23 protein-coding genes are annotated in these 21,228 nt (G+C 48.5%); 16 read left to right on the top strand and 7 right to left on the bottom strand.

Going from position 1 to position 21,228, the window contains the following annotated elements:
* Positions 1–103 precede the first annotated feature (103 nt).
* From B0680_RS10335 to B0680_RS10320, 4 genes are all read right to left on the bottom strand, one after another.
* The gene (locus tag B0680_RS10335) at positions 104–460 is read right to left on the bottom strand and encodes a NirD/YgiW/YdeI family stress tolerance protein (protein WP_078255015.1); all 357 of its coding nucleotides are present in this window, start codon (positions 458–460) and stop codon (positions 104–106) included.
* Positions 461–806: 346 nt separating this feature from the next.
* Positions 807–2,018, bottom strand: a complete 1,212-nt coding sequence (gene sstT / locus B0680_RS10330) for a serine/threonine transporter SstT (RefSeq protein ID WP_078255014.1) — start codon at positions 2,016–2,018, stop codon at positions 807–809.
* A 206-nt stretch (positions 2,019–2,224) separates the two neighbouring features.
* Positions 2,225–2,728 carry a ribonuclease E activity regulator RraA gene (rraA, locus tag B0680_RS10325; RefSeq protein WP_078255013.1) on the bottom strand — a complete coding sequence of 168 codons (504 nt, stop codon included), beginning with the start codon at positions 2,726–2,728 and terminating at the stop codon, positions 2,225–2,227.
* A 142-nt stretch (positions 2,729–2,870) separates the two neighbouring features.
* Positions 2,871–3,800 carry a pseudouridine synthase gene (locus tag B0680_RS10320; protein WP_078255023.1) on the bottom strand — a complete coding sequence of 310 codons (930 nt, stop codon included), beginning with the start codon at positions 3,798–3,800 and terminating at the stop codon, positions 2,871–2,873.
* A 507-nt stretch (positions 3,801–4,307) separates the two neighbouring features.
* On the opposite strand from B0680_RS10320, the gene fabF reads away from it, so the two are divergent.
* Positions 4,308–5,630, top strand: coding sequence for a beta-ketoacyl-ACP synthase II (fabF, locus tag B0680_RS10315; protein ID WP_078255012.1), 1,323 nt, complete (start codon positions 4,308–4,310; stop codon positions 5,628–5,630).
* Positions 5,630–6,613 (top strand): S66 family peptidase, encoded by a 984-nt coding sequence (locus tag B0680_RS10310; RefSeq protein ID WP_211271280.1) that lies wholly within the window; start codon positions 5,630–5,632, stop codon positions 6,611–6,613. Before fabF ends, B0680_RS10310 begins: the two co-directional genes overlap by 1 nt.
* Positions 6,614–6,754: 141 nt before the next feature.
* On the opposite strand, the gene rlmB is transcribed toward B0680_RS10310, so the two are convergent.
* Positions 6,755–7,651, bottom strand: a complete 897-nt coding sequence (gene rlmB, locus B0680_RS10305; protein ID WP_078255011.1) for a 23S rRNA (guanosine(2251)-2'-O)-methyltransferase RlmB — start codon at positions 7,649–7,651, stop codon at positions 6,755–6,757.
* A gap of 172 nt (positions 7,652–7,823) precedes the next feature.
* Between rlmB and recN the strand changes: the two genes are divergently transcribed.
* From recN to B0680_RS10250, 11 genes are all read left to right on the top strand, one after another.
* Positions 7,824–9,566 carry a DNA repair protein RecN gene (gene recN, locus B0680_RS10300; RefSeq protein WP_078255010.1) on the top strand — a complete coding sequence of 581 codons (1,743 nt, stop codon included), beginning with the start codon at positions 7,824–7,826 and terminating at the stop codon, positions 9,564–9,566.
* On the top strand, positions 9,563–10,120 hold the full coding sequence (locus B0680_RS10295; protein ID WP_078255009.1) for a YqgE/AlgH family protein: 558 nt from the start codon (positions 9,563–9,565) through the stop codon (positions 10,118–10,120). The genes recN and B0680_RS10295 overlap by 4 nt, the downstream gene beginning before the upstream one ends.
* Positions 10,120–10,608: a Holliday junction resolvase RuvX gene (gene ruvX / locus B0680_RS10290; protein ID WP_078255008.1), complete on the top strand. Its 489-nt coding sequence runs from the start codon at positions 10,120–10,122 to the stop codon at positions 10,606–10,608. Before B0680_RS10295 ends, ruvX begins: the two co-directional genes overlap by 1 nt.
* Before the next feature lie 37 nt (positions 10,609–10,645).
* On the top strand, positions 10,646–11,131 hold the full coding sequence (locus tag B0680_RS10285) for a hypothetical protein (protein WP_078255007.1): 486 nt from the start codon (positions 10,646–10,648) through the stop codon (positions 11,129–11,131).
* 39 nt (positions 11,132–11,170) lie between these two features.
* Entirely contained in the window at positions 11,171–11,410 is a 240-nt protein-coding gene (gene tusA / locus B0680_RS10280) for a sulfurtransferase TusA (RefSeq protein WP_078255006.1), read from the top strand.
* Positions 11,411–11,425: 15 nt separating this feature from the next.
* Entirely contained in the window at positions 11,426–12,349 is a 924-nt protein-coding gene (xerD, locus tag B0680_RS10275) for a site-specific tyrosine recombinase XerD (protein ID WP_078255005.1), read from the top strand.
* Positions 12,350–12,450: 101 nt separating this feature from the next.
* Complete coding sequence (locus B0680_RS10270; protein WP_078255004.1) at positions 12,451–13,263, top strand: glycosyltransferase family 2 protein; 813 nt, start codon at positions 12,451–12,453, stop codon at positions 13,261–13,263.
* A gap of 94 nt (positions 13,264–13,357) precedes the next feature.
* Positions 13,358–13,660 (top strand): CopG family ribbon-helix-helix protein, encoded by a 303-nt coding sequence (locus B0680_RS10265; protein ID WP_078255003.1) that lies wholly within the window; start codon positions 13,358–13,360, stop codon positions 13,658–13,660.
* A gap of 1 nt (position 13,661) precedes the next feature.
* Positions 13,662–13,988, top strand: coding sequence for a type II toxin-antitoxin system RelE/ParE family toxin (locus B0680_RS10260; RefSeq protein ID WP_078255002.1), 327 nt, complete (start codon positions 13,662–13,664; stop codon positions 13,986–13,988).
* Between the two features lie 154 nt (positions 13,989–14,142).
* Positions 14,143–14,748: a class I SAM-dependent methyltransferase gene (locus B0680_RS10255; protein ID WP_078255001.1), complete on the top strand. Its 606-nt coding sequence runs from the start codon at positions 14,143–14,145 to the stop codon at positions 14,746–14,748.
* A gap of 23 nt (positions 14,749–14,771) precedes the next feature.
* Positions 14,772–16,127 carry a deoxyguanosinetriphosphate triphosphohydrolase gene (locus tag B0680_RS10250; protein WP_078255000.1) on the top strand — a complete coding sequence of 452 codons (1,356 nt, stop codon included), beginning with the start codon at positions 14,772–14,774 and terminating at the stop codon, positions 16,125–16,127.
* A 68-nt stretch (positions 16,128–16,195) separates the two neighbouring features.
* Here B0680_RS10250 and B0680_RS10245 read toward each other — a convergent pair whose 3' ends face one another.
* Complete coding sequence (locus B0680_RS10245; protein ID WP_078254999.1) at positions 16,196–18,076, bottom strand: autotransporter domain-containing protein; 1,881 nt, start codon at positions 18,074–18,076, stop codon at positions 16,196–16,198.
* A 444-nt stretch (positions 18,077–18,520) separates the two neighbouring features.
* On the opposite strand from B0680_RS10245, the gene B0680_RS10240 reads away from it, so the two are divergent.
* On the top strand, positions 18,521–18,793 hold the full coding sequence (locus B0680_RS10240; RefSeq protein WP_078254998.1) for a PepSY domain-containing protein: 273 nt from the start codon (positions 18,521–18,523) through the stop codon (positions 18,791–18,793).
* 23 nt (positions 18,794–18,816) lie between these two features.
* Positions 18,817–19,350 (top strand): cytochrome b/b6 domain-containing protein, encoded by a 534-nt coding sequence (locus tag B0680_RS10235; protein ID WP_078254997.1) that lies wholly within the window; start codon positions 18,817–18,819, stop codon positions 19,348–19,350.
* Between the two features lie 4 nt (positions 19,351–19,354).
* On the opposite strand, the gene B0680_RS10230 is transcribed toward B0680_RS10235, so the two are convergent.
* Complete coding sequence (locus B0680_RS10230; protein ID WP_211271279.1) at positions 19,355–19,831, bottom strand: type IV secretion protein Rhs; 477 nt, start codon at positions 19,829–19,831, stop codon at positions 19,355–19,357.
* A gap of 87 nt (positions 19,832–19,918) precedes the next feature.
* Here B0680_RS10230 and B0680_RS10225 point away from each other — a divergent pair, with 87 nt between their 5' ends.
* Positions 19,919–21,166 carry a replication-associated recombination protein A gene (locus B0680_RS10225; RefSeq protein ID WP_078254996.1) on the top strand — a complete coding sequence of 416 codons (1,248 nt, stop codon included), beginning with the start codon at positions 19,919–19,921 and terminating at the stop codon, positions 21,164–21,166.
* Positions 21,167–21,228: the final 62 nt, after the last annotated feature.

The raw sequence follows: 21,228 nt of genomic DNA, 5'->3' as shown, positions 1-21,228 counted from the left end.
ATATATCGTCTCTATCTTAGCAATTTGGCAAGGCAATGGCAAGGGTTTGTTAAGACAAAAGCAAAAACCCATCGCTTGATGGGTTTTTGTTTAGGCGAATGAATCAGTGGATTTGCACATAGTCTGAATCAATTTTTACCGTGCCGTTTTTCTTTTTGTCCAGCTCGCCGGTGATGGTGATGTTTTTGCCGACGATGCTTGCGCCACGCAGATCTTCATCGTCAATCTCTACTTGGATTTTGCCAGTGGCGTCTTGTAGCTCGTACTTTTCACGGCTAAGCTTGCGGGTGATTTGACCTTTGATGCTGACTTTGGTGTCATCGTATAGGTTTTTGGCGGTGGCTGCGGTGGTCACTTGTGGCTGATAGTTACGGTTGTAGTCATCGCTAGCTTGGGCGGCGCCTGATGCCAATACGGTAGTTGCTAGTAGCGCGGTTGATAGTTTTGCAAATAGTTTCATGGATAAGCTCCTAAAGTTTAATGAATGATTGTGTATCTTTCGATGTGTGTATTAAACCATAGTAAGCTTAAACTAAGCTTAAGGCACTCAATTTGGATGCTAAATTTTTAAAATAATTGCTAAGCAGTTGATTTATCAATTATTTTTTGTTAAATACACTTGATAATTGCTCACAAACCAAAGCAATTTTGCCAAATAGCTTATCCAAGCTGAATAAATCTTAGCAAAAGCTTAAGAAAACCGCCTATTTTTTGCCCAAATGATTTATCTTTTTTTCAAACACACCCACAAAACACCCACAAAAAAAGACCTGCCACATTGAGCAGGTCTTGTGATGCCGAATGAATTAGCCTTTGTGGGCGAATTTTGGATCGGCAGCTGCGGTAAATAGCACATCGGTTGATGAGTTCAGTGCTGTTTCGGCAGAATCTTGTACCACACCGATGATAAAGCCGATGGCAACGACTTGCATGGCGATGTCATTTGGGATGTTAAATAGGCTACACGCCAATGGAATCAATAGCAATGAGCCACCTGCCACGCCTGATGCACCACACGCCGATAGCGAGCCGACGACAGCAAGTAGCAGTGCCGCACCGAAGCTGACTTCGATACCAAGCGTATGCGCCGCAGCCAAAGTCAGGACATTGATGGTGATGGCAGCACCTGCCATATTGATGGTCGCACCCAGCGGAATCGACATTGAGTAAGTGTCTTCGCTCAAGCCAAGCTTACGAGCTAGGTTCATATTCACAGGAATATTCGCCGCTGATGAACGGGTAAAGAACGCTGTCACGCCCGATTCACGCAAGCAAGTGAACACGAGTGGATATGGGTTTTTGCGAGTGACTGCAAAGACAATGATTGGGTTAACCACTAGAGCAATGAACAGCATCGCACCGACCAATACCAACAATAGACGGGCATAGCCAATCAGTGCATCCACACCAGTTTCGGCAACGGTGCTTGCCACCAAGCCTAGAATACCAAATGGCGCTAGCGCAATAATCCACTTAACCACGCTCGTCACCGCCGTGCCAAGGTCAGCAACCACTTGGCGAGTCGTATCCGCCACATGACGCAGCGCTAGGCCAATCAGCACCGCCCAAGTCAAGATACCCATATAGTTGGCTTCTGCCAAAGATTTGACAGGGTTTGCCACAAGATTCATCAAAAGATTGGTCAGAACTTCACGCAGGCTCTGTGGCGCTGCTTGCTCGGCTGCTTGCATATTGGCAAGTACAAGCTCGGTTGGGAACAAGAAGCTTGCGCCCACTGCCACCAATGCCGCCGAAAATGTACCAATCAAATACAGCCCCAAAATCGGCTTGATACGCACATCGCCACCGACTTTGTGGCTTGATACCGCCGCCAACACCAGTACAAACACCAGCACAGGGGCAACCGCTTTTAGTGCACCCACAAAAATTGAGCCCAAAATCCCAAAGCCCAAACCCACACTCGGTGCAAACACACCAAGTAGCGTACCAACAACCAGTGCCACGATAATCATCGGCACCAAGCCTGCACGCAAATAAGCATCCACAATCGAACGCATAATAACTCCTAACACGCCACCGGCGTACCACTAAAAAATGTGCTTACTATAGCATTTTTTGACAATAAAATCAGGATTTGTTGCACAATTATTACAAAAAGATGGGAATTATTCTTGTTTGATGGGTGGTTTTGCAACTTTGCTTATTGCACATCTAATAAAAAACCAGCGCATCAGCACTGGTCTTGTCATTCATTGGTAAAGTATCACACCAAAGGCTCGCCTGCTACAATGATGCCATTATTATCCGCATAGACATAGTCGCCATCACGGATGGTCACACCGCCAAACTGCACGGTCACGCCCACTTCACCCACGCCCTTGCGAGTGGATTTTTGGGGAATGCTTGCCAATGCCTGCACGCCCAACGCCATCTGCGCCATCGCATCGACATCACGCACACAGCCATAGATGATGACGCCTGCCCAGCCATGCTTAACCGCAGACTCGGCAATCATATCGCCAAGCAAGGCACAACGCATCGAGCCGCCGCCATCGACGACAAGCACTCGGCCATTGCCATCGGTAGCAAGCAGTTCTTTGACACGAGAATTATCTTCAAAGCACTTGACCGTCACCGCCTGACCGCCAAAACTCGTATGACCGCCATAATTACGAAAGCTTTTGCCATCGATATAAGGCGACACCACGCCTGTGACCTTATCACTATAATCATCGAGCAAATCACAGGTGACAAATACTTCTGCCATCACACCCCTCCTTAGCTTGTTTTGGGTTAAAAATGCGATACTTTGCTAGATATCACTATAAGTCGCCATCTACCCCTTGTCAATTTATAGGCATAATTTTGTGAAAAAATGGCTAAAATTTATCTGGGATTGAATCTAGGATTTAGCCAAACTCGGTGGCAATGTGCGCCAAATCCAGCTCAAAGCGTGACTCAAACGCCATCATCTCACCCGTCAAAGGGTCGATAAATTCAAGCCATTTGGCAAGTAATTGTAAAGGATGTCTAAAATCATCATCCGCTGCGTGTGCCACTACGGGATAAAAGCTATCATGGACAATCGCAATGCCCAAATGATTCATATGCACTCGTAGCTGATGCAGTTTGCCCGTGCTTGGCTTAAGCTCATATTTGGCAAAGCGCTTATCATCACTCACTGCTATGATATCGATATCCGTCTGCGTATTGGGCGCACCTTGCCCCACTTGCATGGTATAAAACGGCTCGCCCCGCTCAAGGTTGAGCGCAAGCGACAACGGAAACTGCAAGCTTGAACGATATGGCGCAATCGCATGATAGGTCTTTGTCATCGCTCGTGTGGCAAATAGTGCTTGATAAGCGCTGCGTGCTGATGGGGTTTTGGCAAATAAAATCAGCCCTGCCGTCTCACGGTCTAGCCTATGAATGGGCGAGATATCCGCATTGTCAAATTGGCGCTTAAGCCGAGTCAATAGCGTCTGCACCACATAGCGGCCCGATGGTGTCACCGTCAAAAAATGCGGTTTATCCACCACCAGTAGCGCATCATTTTCATAAATAATATGATGCTCAAACGGTACAGGCACTTCATAAGCCAATGATTTATAATAATAAATCGTCATGCCCTGCTGATATGACGTATCAATAGTCAATCGTTTGCCATCGCCATCAACCACCAAGCCATCGCCAAAGCGGACTTGCCATTCATCCATGCTGATATGGGCAAATTTATCACACAGATAAGCAAAAATACTCACAGGTGTCGGCGTGATTTTTGGCAAATACAGCTTACTTGGGCTGATACCATCTCGGGCTGGTGGTGCGGTGTGGGTCATGGTCGATTGGGCACTATTCACAAAATTGGCAATCTTTGCGGTCAAGCTTTGTGTTTGACATCAGCACAAATTATGCTATGATACTATTAATTGTAAGGGGTGAGCAGTGTTTCCCATCCGCTCTGCCGTATCAAATTCTTGTGGATTTGACTTAGGCACTTAGTTTATAAAGCTGGTAAGCTCCATAATACTAAGACTGCAATGATTACAAGTTGTGTGAGAACTTTCATCATTTACTCCTTACATCGGTGAGCCACTTTGTCATATAGGGGAAGTGGTTTGACCTACAAGGCAAGGCTCCTACCCCTTGCCTTGATGTTTTTATGATAATCGATAATAATTATAATGTCAATATTCACTTAATTATCGTTAAATTTATATTAATAAATATCCTTGACACTCTCCCACTTTTTATAAATCCAAAAAATTTACACTTGTAAACTGTAAATCCATCAAAAATCATGCTAAGATAAGGCAATTTTTACAATAATTTGAGATGGATTCGCCATGACACAACCTGTCAAGCCAAACAAACGAGCCTATTTTGAGAAATCTGATTTTGAGCGTGTGGTCATCACCGGCATGGGTGCTTTGACCCCTGTGGGTAATAGCCTAGATGAAATTTGGCAAAATCTCACCCAAGGCGTCAGCGGTATCACGCGCCTAGATGGCTTTGATGATAAAGCGGTGGCGATTGATGAGTTTCGTGCGCAGATTGCAGGGCTTGTCAAGAATTTTGATGCCAAAGATTATCTCAACCCAAAAGAAGCTCGCCGTTTTGACACCTTTATGCACTATGCACAAGTGGCGGCAGCGATGGCATTGCACCACGCTGGCTTGATTGATGATGTCAAAGGCGACAGCTTGCCTGTCAATGTCGATGGCACACGCTTTGGGGTAGTGATGGGTTCGGGCATCGGTGGCATTCAGACCATCGAAACCAGCCGAGATACACTCAAAGAACACGGCGCCAAAAAAGTCTCGCCGTTTATCATCCCTGGTACGATTGTCAATATGCCAGCAGGTCTGATCGCCATGCGTCATGGGCTAAAGGGCGCAAATCTTGCCACTGCCACTGCCTGTACGACATCGACGCACGCCATCGGACTTGGGGCACGCTTGATTGCTTATGGCGACTGTGATGCGGTGCTGGTCGGCGGTAGCGAAAAAGCATCGACACCGCTTGGACTGTCAGGCTTTGGGGCGATGCACGCACTATCCACCCGTAATGATGAGCCGATGCGTGCCAGCCGTCCTTTTGATAAGGACCGTGATGGCTTTGTGCTTGGTGATGGCGCAGGGGCGTTGGTGCTCGAAAGTCTTGCTCATGCCAAAGCTCGTGGGGCGACTATCCTAGCAGAGCTCGTCGGCTTTGGGATGAGTGATGATGCCAATCATATCACCAGCCCATCGGCAGGCGGTGAAGGTGCTGAGCGTGCGATGGCAGCAGCACTTCATGATGCCGGTGTCACCGCTTCCCAAGTCGGCTATATCAACGCACACGGCACAAGCACACCACAGGGCGATGTCGCTGAGAGTCAAGCGATTGAGCGACTATTTGGCAAGGACATTTTGGTCAGCTCAACCAAATCAATGACAGGTCATCTGCTCGGCGCAGCAGGGGCGATTGAAGCGATTTTTACCGTGCTTGCCCTACAAAATCAGCTACTACCACCGACCATCAATCTGGACAATCCAGATGAAGCGTGCACACTTGACTACATCCCCCATACTGCACGCCGTGTTGATGGTGTGAATTTTGCCTTATCCAACAGCTTTGGCTTTGGCGGCACCAATGGCTCGCTGTTGTTCCGCAAGTGGGATGAATAATGTCGCCACAACCTAAGATTAAGAAGTTAAAAATTGGCGATCATATCCGCGTTCTAAGTCCATCAAGCTCTATTGCTCGAGTGGGTGGATTTGATGCAAATCTATCTGCCAAAACCACTTTGGAAAATCTGGGTTTTCGCATCTCATTTTCACAACATTATCTAGAGCATGACCAACTAGGTTCAGCCAGTATCGCTTCTCGTGTAGCAGACTTGCATGACGCATTTAGCGACCCCGATGTGGATATGATTTTGGCAACCATAGGTGGATTTAATAGTAACGAGCTATTGCCCTATTTGGACTATGAGCTGATTGCCAAGAACCCCAAAATCATTTGCGGCTATTCAGATACCACAGCAATCTTGACTGCCATTTTTGCCAAAACCGGTATGATGACCTACATGGGTGCTAATTACACCGGCTTTAAAATGCGTGAACTGCAAGACTATCAAAGCCGTATGTGGCTACAAGCACTAACCCAGCACCAATATCGCCTAACACCTAGTGCACAATGGTCATCTGATGCGTGGTATTTACCCTATGCCACTCGGCAACTGTTTGATACTAAATGGCAGGTATATCATCATGGTCAAGCGAGCGGCGTAGCAATTGGTGGTAATTTGTCAACCTTTGCTCTGCTTAATGGCACGCCTTATGCTCCTAATATACATCAAATCAAGGATTACGTGTTGTTTTTGGAATCATCAGAAAGCCATGACCATGCCAATATTCTGCGTCAACTAACCTCTGTTTTGCAAGTCTATTCAACACCAAAAGCCCTACTCTTGGGGCGGTTCCCCAAAGAGTGTCAAATGAGCGATGAATTACTGACCTTTATTTTAGACAAATTCCCTTTGCTAAAAACCATCCCTGTCATGACGCATTTGGATTTTGCACATACACAACCACTATTCACCTTTGCCATTGGCGGACAAGTAAAGATAGATACGCACACGATGACCATTGAGTTCGTGCAAGGGTAGTTTTGTTCGGATTTTTGCCACCAAAAGCATTATTTGGTCAACTGATCACATTTGGCATTCTATCACACGTTCCACATGGAACATCATTGATTGAGTGCATTTATTCACCCTGCCCGCTCAACCAATCGCTCGCCCAAGCCATCATCCCATCAATCGCTGACGAGCCACTTCATACAGCGCCATACCGGTAGCTACGCTGACATTGAGACTCTGCGGGCGATCGGGCGTATTTGCCATCGGGATATAGACCAAAGTATCACACAGCTCTTGGGTGAGTCTGCGCATCCCGTCGCCTTCTGAGCCCATGATGATGGCAACTTTACCACCAAAATCACACTCATGCAGAGGCTTGGCAGTGTCATCGAGCGCCGTGCCAAACACGAACACGCCTGCTTTTTTGAGCTTATCAAGCGTGCGAGCCAGATTGGTCACGGCAATCACATCAATCACTTCGGACGCACCCACCGACACTTTGGCGACCGTCGGGGTGATCGGTGCTGATTGATGGCGTGGGATAATCACCGCATCCACGCCCATCGCACATGCTGAGCGCAGACACGCACCCAGATTGTGCGCATCAGTAATCTGATCCAGCACCAAAAACAGCGCATCATCCTTAGCCATCAGCTGATCAAGCAATCCTTCATCCGCCACCGGCGTCACACGAGCCTGCGCCACCACACCTTGATGCTGATGACTATCGGCAAGCTCCGCCAATCGCTCCTTGTGCGCCATCTGCACACTGATGCCAAACTCCTGCGCCATCTGCATCATCTTGGTGTGCTCATCGCTGATTTGTCCATCATCACGACTTTGGATAAAGACATTCAGCACATCTTCGGGGCGACGCTTAAGTAGCATCGTCACCGCATGGATGCCATAAAAATATGGGTTTTTTGGCTTGGCATCTTTTTTGTCTTTGAAGGATTTTGAGCCTGTGTGCTCGGATTTGCCAAAGGCCTTGTGATGGGATTTTTTGGCGTTAGACGGCTTGGCTTTGTCTTTAAAAGATGATTTGGCAGGCTTATGGCTACTCATGGCGTTCTACTTAACTAACAATAATCAAGCTATTGTGGCAAAATCACAAGATGATGTAAAGCGTTTTTGTCGCTTTACCACCACGAAAAATCACCCTTGTAACATTTTCGCCATTGCCAAATCAAGCGGCTTTGATTATGATAAAGGGTTGTTCCATTGATTGGATAAATTCATGCTCATCTCTCTTACACTCCAAAATCTTGCGCTCATCGACGAAAAAGAAATCAGCTTTGATGAGCGGTTCAATGTCATCACAGGCGAAACAGGTGCAGGTAAGTCATTGATATTAGACGCATTATCCCTATGCGCTGGCGAGCGAGCCGACAGTGGCATGGTGCGTCATGGCTGTGATGAAGCCACTGTTTTTGGTGAGTTTGACATCACAGGCAATGCCCAAGTGTCAGCGTGGTTTGATGAGCATGACCGAGCACTCGACGAAGACACCTTATTAATCCGCAGAAAAATCAGCGCACAAGGCCGCTCAAAATCATGGATTAATGGCGTGCCAGCAAGTATCAGCGAGCTCAAAAGTCTTGGGGCGATTTTGGTCAATATCCACTCACAGCACGCAGGACTTGAGCTGTTAAAACCCCAATTTGTCATTGATTGGCTAGATACCATTGGCGAATTGGACGCACTCAAACAAGACACCAAGCGCAGTTTTCAGGCTTATCAAACGCTCAAAAAACAAGCCGATGACGCACGCAGTCAATCAGCTCAGCGTGCTGACCGCATGGCGTTATTATCCGCCAAGCTTGCCGATATTGAGCCGTTATTGTCGGTGAATTTTGCCGACATCGAAGCAGAATACGATGAGCTGTCCAATCTTGAAAATCTGATGCGTGATGCGCTAGAAAGTGCGGTGCTACTTGATAATGACGACGATGCGCCATCAGTGGCAAGTCTGCTTGGGCGTGCGATGCGTATCTGTGATAATAATGCCAATGCCAGCAAGACCTTTGGTGAGTGCAGTCAGCTACTAGCACTCGCCCAAGAGCACATCAATGATGCCGCAGCCAAGCTTGCCGACTATGCCGAACAACAGCTACCTGATGAAGCTCGCCTAGATGAGCTCAACACCTTATTATCCCTAGCGCATCGCTTATCAAGCAAATACCACACGCCCATCGATGAGCTTATCAATGATGCCGCCGATTGGCAACAAGAGCTCGATATGCTAGATGCCTTGCCTGATAATGACACCATGGATGCCAAGGTCAAACAAGCGTATGAGGCTTATCTGGCATCAGCAGATGCACTCGATAACGCACGCATCCGCATTGCCCCTGACATCTGCGAGCGACTCGAAGCACGGCTATTGCCACTAGCACTGCCCAATGCCCGCTGTGAATTTGCCTTTAATCAAAAAGCCGAAGAGCAGTACAATCAGCATGGCAAATATGACATCGCCCTGCTATTTAGCGCCAATGTCGGTATGCCACTACAGCCCTTGCACAAAGTCGCATCAGGCGGCGAGCTATCTCGTATGGCGCTCGTCATGCAGGTGATGGCAGCCGGTGACGGTCTGCACGCTCGTCCGACTTTGGTCTTTGATGAAGTGGATGTCGGCATCAGTGGCGGTACAGCGCAGGTGGTCGGCGAGCTACTACGGACACTAGGCAAGCACCAACAGCTCCTTGCCATCACCCACCAAGCCCAAGTCGCTGCTGCTGCCCATCGCCATATTCTCGTGCACAAAGAGCACGGTGAGCAGACGGTGAGCGATATGCAAATCATCACAGGCGATGCCCAAATCGATGAGCTTGCCCGTATGAGCGGTGGCGTCAATATCACTGATGCGACTCGTGCTCATGTCAAAAGCCTGCTGGATGACATCCGCCATGCCGATGAGCTGACCGCCAATCTGCCGATGAGCGATGTCAATCTTGACCCATCAGCCCAAGGACAATCATGAGCCAAGCAAAAAAACTGACGCATCATTTTTTGATTCCTAGTCAAAAAATGCGTGATGAGCGATTTTTGGATGCGGTCATCTACATCTGTCGGCACACCGATGAAGCCGCTTGGGGATTTATCATCAATCAGCCACTGCCAAACAGCGTCGGCAGTCTGCTTAGCGAGCTTGACTTACCTGTCAGCCAACAAGCGATGAACACGCCTGCCATCAATGGCGGCCCTGTGCGTCCCGAAGCAGGCTTTGTGCTACATACAGGCTTACCAGATTACAAATCATCTTTTGCCATCAGCGAAAATGTCTGCTTGACGACCAGTAAAGACATCCTTGAGCATCTGTCTGCCGATACGCTACGCCATTATCTATTGTGCATGGGGTATTGTAATTGGGGCAAAGGACAGCTTGATGATGAGATTGCCGATGGTGATTGGCTCGTCTGCCCTGCTGATTTGCCGACTTTATTTGGCATACCATTCGAAGACAGGCTCACCGCTTGCCGCCAAAAACTTGGCATCGATACCGACACGCTTAGCACCATCATAGGATACGCCTGATGACCGATACGACCACACCGACACTGATTTTGGCGCTGGATTATGGCGTCAAAAAAATGGGCATGGCACTGGGCAATAGCCTAACTCGTGATGCTCGGGCATTTGATATTTTGGCAATGAATAATGGTCAGCCTGATTGGGATAATTTGCTTGGTATCATTGAGCATTGGGGGATTCATGAAGTGCTGGTTGGGCTACCGCTTAACATGGATGGCACAGAATCCATGCTCTCAAAGCGTGCGCACAAATTCGCCCGTCGCCTATCGCACCGACTTGCCGAACGCCGTCAAGCGGTGTCTGTCTTTATTTATGATGAACGCCTAAGCTCAAAAGAAGCCCGACAAATCGCCCTAGATAACGGCTGGATTAGCTCGCCACTTGAGCCGATTGATGACATCTCCGCTTGCCTGCTCATTGATGGCTATTATCATGCGCCTGAGTATGCGATTTTTATCAATAACCACAAAGACAGCCCAAAAGACGATTGATTGCCAACTTCATCATCCGACCAACACAGGACGCCCCATGAACCCACAGACACAGCTCATCAGCCATATCCGCACCGCCATCCGCCAAGCCACACTCTGCGTTTGGCTTGGGCTACTTGCGATTGCGTGCTTTTGTGTGTTTGGCACATTGGCAAGTATGGCGGCGTTCAAGGACAGTAGCCTTGTGTATTATGCCTTTCATTATCTGCCCTATGCGCTGATTGGGGTGAGTATACCACTTAGCCTGTATCATGTGTTTTTGTTGATGCGCTATCGCATTGTGGATTTTTCAATCCTAGTGATGATTCTTGCTACAGGGCTTGGTTTGCTTGGCTTTACACTGATTCGCCTGCTGGTCAGTGGTGCGGATATGGTGTTTTTTATGGGGCTGTTTTTGGCGATGATTGCTTGGTTTGGGATGCCGTTTTTGTTTCGGGTGAATTTTCGTAAGTTTTTAAACTTCTTAGAAGATGAGCAAGCAAACGCACAAACGCCACCCAACCCAACTCACACAGCCCAATAAATACAGCATAATTAAATATAGTATAATCAAGGAAATACCATGACAACCATCACTCACACCCTAGATACCACAGGGCTCATCTGCCCTGAGCCTGTGATGCTACTACACAAGACCGTCCGAGCCGCCCAAGGCGGTGAAGCCATTGAAGTGCTTGCCACCGACCCTGCAACCACCCGTGACATTCCCAATTTTTGTCGCCATCTGGGGCATACGCTCATCAGCCAAGACACGCTTGATGATGGCAGCTATCGCTATGTCATCCAAAAACGCCAAGCCTAGATCAGTCCGCTTATTATGGCAAAATCCACCACGCCACGCCAAGACAGCGCTGTCATCTATGATGATGACCCCGATTATCTCAGCGAGTTTCGCTCATCGATGCTCTCTCGTGGCTTATCGCTTGCCACACGCAATGCCTATAGCCAAGATTTGCGCCTATGCATTCGCCTATCAGACACGCCTGTATCACAGTGGCAAAGCACTGATGTCATCGCCCATCTTGAGCGCTTGACCCAGCTTGACAAATCGCCCCGCTCAATCGCCCGCAATCTAGCAAGCCTACGCCAATTTTTCTTATGGCAAATCGAGACAGGCGCACGAGACGACAACCCTTGCGCCCAAATCAAAACGCCCAAGCTTGGCAAACCCCTGCCCAAAACCCTATCCGAGCGAGATGTGGGTGCACTGCTGTCCGCCCCCGATGTCAGCAGTCTGCTTGGCACTCGTGATAAGGCGATGCTCGAAGTGCTCTACGCCTGCGGTCTGCGGGTCAGTGAGCTGGTCAATCTATCACTTGATGCGCTCAATCTCAATTCAGGGTGGCTTATCATCACCGGTAAGGGCAACAAGACACGGCTTGTACCACTTGGCGAATATGCCCTGACAGCACTCGAAGCGTATTTGGCGGTGCGTAGTACGATGCTTGTGGGTCAAAAAGACTGCCAAGCGGTGTTTTTGAGCGAACAAGGGGGCTATATGACACGGCATAACTTTTGGCATATCATCAAAAAATACGCCCTAATCGCCGGTATCAAAAGCACCATTTCACCGCACACACTACGCCATGCTTTTGCCACGCATTTGGTCAATCACGGGGCAGATTTACGCAGTGTCCAGCTACTGCTTGGGCACAGCGATTTGTCCACGACACAGATTTATACCCATGTCGCCACCACACGCCTGCAAGCCTTGCACAGTAAGCACCATCCTAGGGGCTAGACGGCTTGGCGATTGATAAATTGGCAAAAAAGCCATGCCAAATGGCAATACAATCCAAGATAATCCACATAAACGAATTTTTAAAATTTTAAGGTTTTTCGATGAAACTGCCCACGCTCGATGTCATCATCCCCTGCTACAATGCCGCCGACACGCTCCATCGTGCCGTATCTAGCGTGCTCAATCAAAGCACTTATCATAAGCTCATCCTTGTCGATGATGGCTCAAGTGATGACACGCCTACTATTATCAATAAACTTTGCCAAGAATTTCCCAATAAAATCATCGGCTTATCCATGCCAACCAACAGCGGTGTCGCCAAAGCTCGCAACTATGGGGCATTATCCAGCGATGCTGATTTGGTGGCGTTTTTGGACGCCGATGATGCCTATGAGCCGACTGCGCTTGATGTCGTGCCAAGTGTGTTTTATTTTATGCCAAATTTAAGCCTGCTACGCCTTGCCCTGCGTCCTGTGGGTTTGGCAGCTCGTTATGCCAAGCATCCTGAGTTAGCAAAAGTGTGGGATATTTTGCAGATGACCGTCGGCGGTAATATGATTTTTCGTCGTAGTGTGTTTTTGGCGTGTGGCGGCTTTCCCCAAGATGAGCTGTTTCGCAGACTTGGCGGTGAAGATGGGGCGCTTGGCATTGCCTTAGCTGAGATGACGTCGGTCGGTACGCTGTTTGATGATACACACAAAGGCGTCCTGCATTATTGCCGTGATGGGATGCACGCCGAGCGACTGCTTGATGCGTATTTATTTGGTAAACACGACCCACGCATCACGCCAGACGCCGCCGCCTATGCACGCGCCACCACCGAGCGCATCAAAGCACAATTAGCCGCCATCCGCACCGTCGTCAATGAAGATGCTATCGGTCGTCGTCCGCTGATTTTGGAATATGGCAAATGATGGATAGGCGACATGATTTGTCAGTTGATTTCTTGTATTCGCCTTGTATTTGCACTACAATGTCATACAAATGAATACAAACAAAGGTGGTCTTATGCCGATCGCAACCGCTGAAAAATCCGCCATTTCACTGAGAATTGACAGCAAAACCAAACAAGCGCTACAACAACTTGCCGACAGACAAAACCGCAGTGTGCACTACATGGCGGTGCAGATACTCGACCAAGCTGTACAAGAACAGCTTGCCTACCAACAACTGCTTGAGACACAAGTCATGCAAGCCAGTGACAGGCTACATACACACCTACAAAAAGGCGAGAGCGCAGGACTTGGTCGTATTGATGCACATAACAAGGCGCTAGCGCGTGCCAAATCATTTTTGACAAATCAAGGCTGATATGAGCACACATAGCGTTTATGGCGTGATTTATACGCAAACAGCACAAGATGATTTGGAGCAGATTGCCCTATTTTATGCACAGACCGCCGATTTGACGGTGGTGGAGCTGATTTTGGGGCGGATTGACAGCGCTGTGATGACGCTAGAGCAGATGCCAAGACGCTGTCAAGCAGTTCAATTTGACACCAAAGGGCGTGATATTCGCAAATTATCCATCCCAAAAACACCCATCATTGCCTATTTTGAAATCATCCAACAGACGGTCTATATCCTAAAAATCGAGCACGGCAAAGCAGATCAAAGACACCTATTTGAGTACTTATAACACGCCGATTTTGGGTGATTTTTTGTAGTTTGACGACAAATCCATCCACCCTGGACCGATTCATATCAATGATAGATTTGCGCCACTGCGTTTGTGTGTTACAATTTGATGCAGCGCCTATTGGCTAATTTTCCCATCAAAAAAAGAGTTTATCATGCACCAAATCGACCCTGAACTACTTGCCAAATCCAAACACTGGCGCAATAACATCCACTTTCGCCAAGAAGTGCTTGGCAAGCCGTTTGAATTTACCAGCACTTGGGGGATTTTTAGCCCCGAAAAGCTCGACGAAGGCAGTCTGATGCTGCTTGATTATATTGATTTTAAGAATGATGATAATTCCATCGATTTGGGCTGCGGCTATGGCGTGCTTGGCATGACCGCCGCTCGTGAATGCCCAAACGGTCAGCACCTGCTCATCGACAAGGACTTTGTCGCTGTCGAATATGCCAAATTAAACTGCCAAAAAAACGGTCTGACCAACGCTGAAGTCATGCTCTCAAACGGCTTTTATCATGTCGATAAAACTCGTCAATTTAGCCTTGTGATGAGTAACCTACCTGCCAAAGCCAGCAAAGAACAGCACTATTTGTATCTACTTGATGCGTACAATGCGATGTCAAGCGGGGCAAGATTTTATGTCGTGACCATCAATGGGCTACGAGATTTTATGAAACGCTCATTCACCGAAGTATTTGGCAATAGCGATAAAATCAAACAAGGCAAAACCTACACCATCACGATGGCAATCAAGGAATAATCAGCGCAAAAAAAGGAGCTGTGATGACACAGTTTGACACCGCCACCGCCAAAGCCCTGTGGCAAAAGCGTCTGTCCACGACACGATTTAGTGTCATCCAAGGGGAAGTTATCCCAAAGACAGTCGCCACAGGCAATATCCGCAGTAACTTTCATATCGACTATGATCGGGTGGTGTTTAGCCGTGCTTTTCGCAAGCTTGGGCGCAAAACCCAAGTGCATCCGTTTGCCATATCAGATCACACGCACAACCGCCTAACGCACAGTGTCGAAGTCGCCAGTGTCGGGCGTAGTATCGGCAATCAAGTCGGTGCTTGCCTAGAAAATATCGGCGTACTGCCCGATGAGTTTAGCGCCAATAGCATCGGTGCGGTGGTGCAAGTGGCGTGCCTTGCGCATGATCTTGGCAATCCGCCATTTGGACATACTGGTGAAGCGGCAATTCGTGAATGGTTTGGCAATCCCAAGCACGCACTGTACCTTGACAGCCTAACGGACGACCAGCGGGCAGATATCTGCACCTACGAAGGCAACGCCCACAGCCTACGCACCGTGCTTAGCCTTGAGATGTACAAAAATCAAGGCGGTATGCGCCTAACTGCCGCCAGTGTCGGTGCGCTGATCAAATACCCTTGGGGTAGCCGTCATCCAAGCGGTAAAGGGCAGAAGTTTAATATCTACCAAAGCGAACTACCCCTGTTTGACCACATCGCTGATGCCCTTGAGTTGCCAACACTCGATGATAATCGCTGGGCAAGACATCCACTGTCGTATCTGATGGAAGCCGCTGACGACATCTGCTATGCCCTGCTTGATCTGGAGGATGCTGTCGAACTTGGCTTGATTAGCTTAGATGAATTTAGCCAGATTCTAAAGCCACTGATTAACATCGATAAACTTGCCACCATCAAACACCCCGACCAACGCTGTGGTGCGATGCGTGGCTCTGCCATCGGTCGTGCGGTCGAAGGCGTGGCGACTGCCTTTATGACGCATCATGATGAGCTACTGACAGGGACATTTATGCACAAAGATTTGCTCGCTGTCTGTGATGATGCCATCCTAACGACACTGACAAAGGCCAAAGATCTTGCCGCCAACAAGGTCTTTCGCCATGATAGCAAGCTTGCCACCGAGATTGCTGCCTTTGGCTGTCTTGGGGCGATATTGGACTTGCTGATTCCTGCCGTGTATGCCAAGCATCAAGGCGCACGGCTTAGCACCAAGCATGAGCTGGCACTTGATTTGCTCGGCTTTGATAAATCAGCCACCCACACGCTGTACGATGACTATATGGGCGTGCTGGATTTTATCTGTGGCTTGACGGATAATACCGCCGCTAGACTAGCTCGTGATATTTCAGGCGTCGGCATGATTTAGGGATGGAGTATTAAAAAGTAAAAAGCTGTTTTGCGACCAAAACAGCTTTTTTTGTTCATCATGGCACATCAAAACTGTGCTTGTACACCAATCACGCCTGCCACATCTTGCTCATTGCTATTGGCATGATTTGCCGATACGGTGGCATTGATGGCAAATTGATCATTCAGCTTGGTCATCACACCCAGATGCGCATGAACGCCACTGCCATCGGTCGCCGCTACAGGCAAGCTAAAGCCACGCGTGTACTGCGGGATGGATGTCAAAGATGCACTGACTTGGCGGGCGTCGTCCTTGAACTCATGCGTATAGCCGACACCACCATATAAGCGGTGCTTATCCGCCAATTGATAAGCGGCATTCACACCGATTTCGCCTTGTAGCGATGTCTGTTTTTGGTTATGAAAACGCATGGCGGTCGCAAGCTCGCTATTATTCTCGACCAAATCTTTGATGGTGACTTCTTGGGCATTGACCCCCAAATACGGACGGTAGCTGACAGCACCCGTGCCAAGCGTCACACCCACCTGCGCCCCTGCGTGTAGGCGTGTGCCTTTGGCGGTGGCGTTGTGCGTACGAGCCGCCCCTTCCCAAGCGATTTGACGGTCGGTATCGACACTGAGACGGTCAACGCCTGCTTGTAGATTGATACCCACTTTATCCAGCTCGTGACGATGATACAGACCCACGCCACGACTTTGGACATCGGCGCTGATGACATCAGACAGCTGATAATTCTCCCAGCCAAACTTAGCATACGCACCTGTATGCGAACGCTCACCACCAAAGCCTGCACCGATGGTCACCGATGGATTGACGGTATCGGTTGTCGCATCATTGCTATCGATGTTGCTGACACCGCCATCAATCCAGACACTGTTTTTGTTCGTCGGTAGTGTCTCTAGGCGACGATTGAGCGCTTGATAATCGCTCGTGCCTTGGCGAGTGATGGCAGATGGTAGCTGACCGATGGCAGATGGGGCGCTTAGCAGTGATTGATAATACTGCGCCAAAATGCGATGCGTACGCCCTGATGGATGGATATCATCGGCAAATAGATAGTCTTCGTTGGCAGTTGGCGTAACCAGATTGGCAGGCGTACACGCAAGCGATGTCGAAGCTGGGTCATTTGCACCCGTAGTGCGAGCAGGCATATTACACGCCACACCTGTGGTATTGCTAAAGCCAAAGGCACTTGGGTCGGCGGCGACTTCTTGGAGTAGCCCAAAGGTATTGGCAGGGATGACATTGGCATCTAGCGTATTGAGCGCTGCATACAGATTGCTATTATACAAGCTGGCAGCCAGTCGTGCCTGAGCGGTCGCACCTGTCACACCAAGCACTTTTTCGGCATAGATGGCTCGTGGAGTTAGGCTCAAATCAGGGACATTTGGCACAAGAATATAGCCAGCACCTGCTGCATCTAGGGTCGCCACATCGGTCGCTGTCGCCTTGACCGCACCACTGATGGCGGCGAGCGCTTCGGCGGTGGTCTTGGTCGGGTCAGCAGCAGCAATCAAATCATTAGAGCCAATCCACACCGTATATAGCGCATCAGGGTCAGCCTTGCCTTGATTGGCAGCTAGGTGGCTGATGATTTGCGTGTTGGTCGTTGGGATTTCAAACAAATTATTCCAAGTCACCGCACTGCCTGAGCGTGCACCGCCCACCGCATAGTTCGTGCCTGCGGTATTATCGGTGGTATTGGCATCGGCACGGCTGCCTAGTGCATTTGCCAAATGCGTCGCCCACACTGCATCAGGATTGGTGGTGAATGAATTTTGTAGCTGAGCGCCCACCGTGCTATCAATGCCTGTCACGATAGCTTTTAGGCGGCCTGTATCGGTCAGACTATCGCCAAAGAACACCGTTTGGCTAAAATCCTGCGCCATCGCCACTTGGGCACACATCGCTAGCGATACTGCTAGGGCAGATTGGGTAAATTTCATGATATGCTCCTTGCTGTTTAAAAGGTTTGAAACTTTTAGTTACATTTGAAAAACTTTTATTCTAGGCAAATTTTTATCAAAACACAAGCGATTTATTGTTGATACTCACCAAATGCATTTCATCACAGTTGATATCAGCATCCCATCAGCCGACACACACATCATCAGTCATCCTGATAATAACAAGTAAATAATCAGCGTATCATATTGATTTTTATACCATTATTCAGATAACGCTAGTTATGCTTATTCTCAATTAATAACCACTCCCATCGTGGGAATATTTATCACTGCTAGAATCATTATCATTTAGATAAAAATAAATTTATTTTTAAAAATATTTCATTTTCTTAAGGTTCGTTTAAGGTTTGGCGATTATACTGTGCACATCCACCGAGCACGGTGGGTTTTTCAAACAACTTAATATTTTTAAGGAAACTTTTTATGAAAGCTATCAGAACCATCGCTCTAGCATTGACTGCCATCGTCGCCAGCACTTCTGTCTTTGCTGGTGCAACTTGCCAAAGCTACCCAGAAAATGAGCGTATCTCACAACAAGCTTTTGAACAAGCGTTGACCAAAAAAGGCTTTATGGTCAAAAATTTCAAAGTCAGTGGCAACTGCTATGAGCTATACGGCAAAAGCCCAAAAGGCAAAAAGGTCGAAATATACTTTGACATGAAAACCGGCAAAATCGTCAAAAGCGAAATCGAATAATTCGTAAATCTAGGGGAAACATCATGAGCACCACCACCGTCAAAGTCTGGGATTTATGGGTCAGACTGACCCACTGGACAGTCGCGATTGGCGTCTTTATCAACTTATTTGAGCTGACCGAAGAAGGCAGCACTTGGCATGAATATGTCGGCTATGCGGTGGCAGGTATCGTGGTGTCTCGTTTGATTTGGGGCTTTATTGGGACAAAATACGCGCGCTTTAGCGACTTTTTCCCAACGCCAAATCGCATCAAACACCACCTACAATCCATCGGCAGCAAAGGCGAAAAACACTTAGGGCACAATCCCTTTGGCGCATTGATGATGTTCGCACTATGGGGCGTCATCATCGGGCTTGGCGTGACGGGCTATATGATGGGGATGGATGCGTATTGGGGCGAAGAATGGCTACAAGAGGGTCATGAGCTACTTGCCAATAGCCTATATGTACTGATTCCATTGCATATACTATCTGCCATCGGCATGGGGTTTGTTGAAAAACAAAACCTTGTCAAGGCAATGATTACTGGCAACAAGACAGTGCGTCGTGATTACTGATGACTCAAGCCCTATCCGTCTGCTGATTATCCACCACAAACGGCACACACGCCTGCCACGCTGTGCAGTCTTGATGTGTCTCACGGCGGATATAATACTCTTCGACCATGCGCGCCTGCTGTTCGATACCATAAGCAAAAAAGCTTTTGCCATCACGCAATGTATAGCGATATCGACGGTTAAAGAGCGCGCGCCAAAACACCGCCTTGCCCTGCTGTACCTGCCACACATGGGTCAGCTCATGGATGAACCACGCACGCTTGGCTAGGGTTTCACGTGAAACATCCACCATCCAATCATCAGGATGAAAATAAATATTACCATCAGGCGACACCGCATAGCCTGACAGCACCCACCATGCGGTCTTGAGCCGAACATGCTCAAGGTCGATGGCGTCGCCAAACACACTTTTGGCAAGCTGTTTTTCGCCATCACTCAAAGGACGGCTCAGCGCGCGAAAGCAGATAGGATTACTAATCATGATAAGGGTCAAAGCTTGGATGCCTATTTATCAAAGCGGTCTAAATTGTGCTAAAATACCACAATCACCAGCCAAAGCCAACCATTTATGAAACCCTTAGCCGAACGCATGCGCCCCGCCACCCTTGCCGATGTCATCGGACAGACGCACCTGCTTGGCGATAATGCGCCCATTCGCAACATCGTCAATCAAGGTTTTTTGCCATCCATCATCTTGCATGGCTCAGCAGGCATCGGTAAAACAACGATGGCGATGCTACTGGCAAGTGCAGTGAATCGTCCGTTTCGCCCTTTATCGGCGGTCAGTAGCGGTATCAAAGAGCTGCGAGAAGTGCTTAGCCATGACGATGGGCTGTTTCACGAACCGCCTGTGGTATTCGTCGATGAGATTCACCGCTTTAATAAAGCCCAACAGGACGCCCTACTACAAGCGGTCGAAACCGGCGAGATTACCTTTATTGGTGCAACCACCGAAAATCCGTCGTTCAGCGTCAATAATGCGCTACTGTCTCGCTGTCAGGTGTACAAGCTGCATCCGCTTGAGCCGCATGAAATCACTGCACTCATCAAGCGTGCCATCCAAAAAGATACCATACTTAAACAAAAACAGATTATTATCAATGATTTAACCGCACTCATTGACCTATCTCAAGGCGATGGACGGCGTGCGCTAAACCTACTTGAGCTCGTCGCTGCTGGCAGTGAGCCTGTGATTATCGATAACCACAGCGTCACCGCAGTGGCAGGACAGTCTCTGGTGCGCTATGACAAATCAGGCGATAATCATTATGATTTGGTATCAGCGATGATTAAGTCCATCCGTGGCAGTGATGCCGATGCTGCCTTGTACTGGATGGCTCGGATGCTAAGTGCTGGCGAAGATGCTGCTTTTGTCGCGCGTCGTCTGGTCATTGCAGCCAGCGAAGACATCGGACTTGCCAATCCCAATGCGCTACTGATTGCCGACACTGCCCTACGCTCGGTGCAGTCGATTGGGATGCCTGAAGCTCGGATTATTCTTGGGCAAGCGGTGGTGTATCTTGCCAATAGCCCCAAATCCAACTCCAGCTACAACGCCATCAATGCCGCCATGAAGCTTGCCGAAACCGACCAATCGCCTGTGCCACTACACCTGAGAAATGGTGTCACCAAGCTCATGCAAGCAGACGGCTATGGCGCAGGCTACATCTATCCGCACGATTATCCCAATCACTATCACCCACAGCAATATCTGCCCGATAGCCTTGTCGGTGCTCGTTTTTATCAATTTGCCGATAATCAAAAAGAGCAAGCCAGCTATGCGTTTATCAATTGGCTCAAACAAGGCAGTTCATGAAAATTTCCCAAAACTTACCGACAATCCTTTATAATAACCTTTATAATAACCCAATCCGCCCA

This window comes from Moraxella pluranimalium, from assembly GCF_002014825.1.
Lineage (GTDB): Bacteria > Pseudomonadota > Gammaproteobacteria > Pseudomonadales > Moraxellaceae > Moraxella > Moraxella pluranimalium.
The sequence above is the reverse complement of the archived record's forward strand: the minus strand, read 5'-3'. Positions and strand labels throughout refer to the sequence as shown.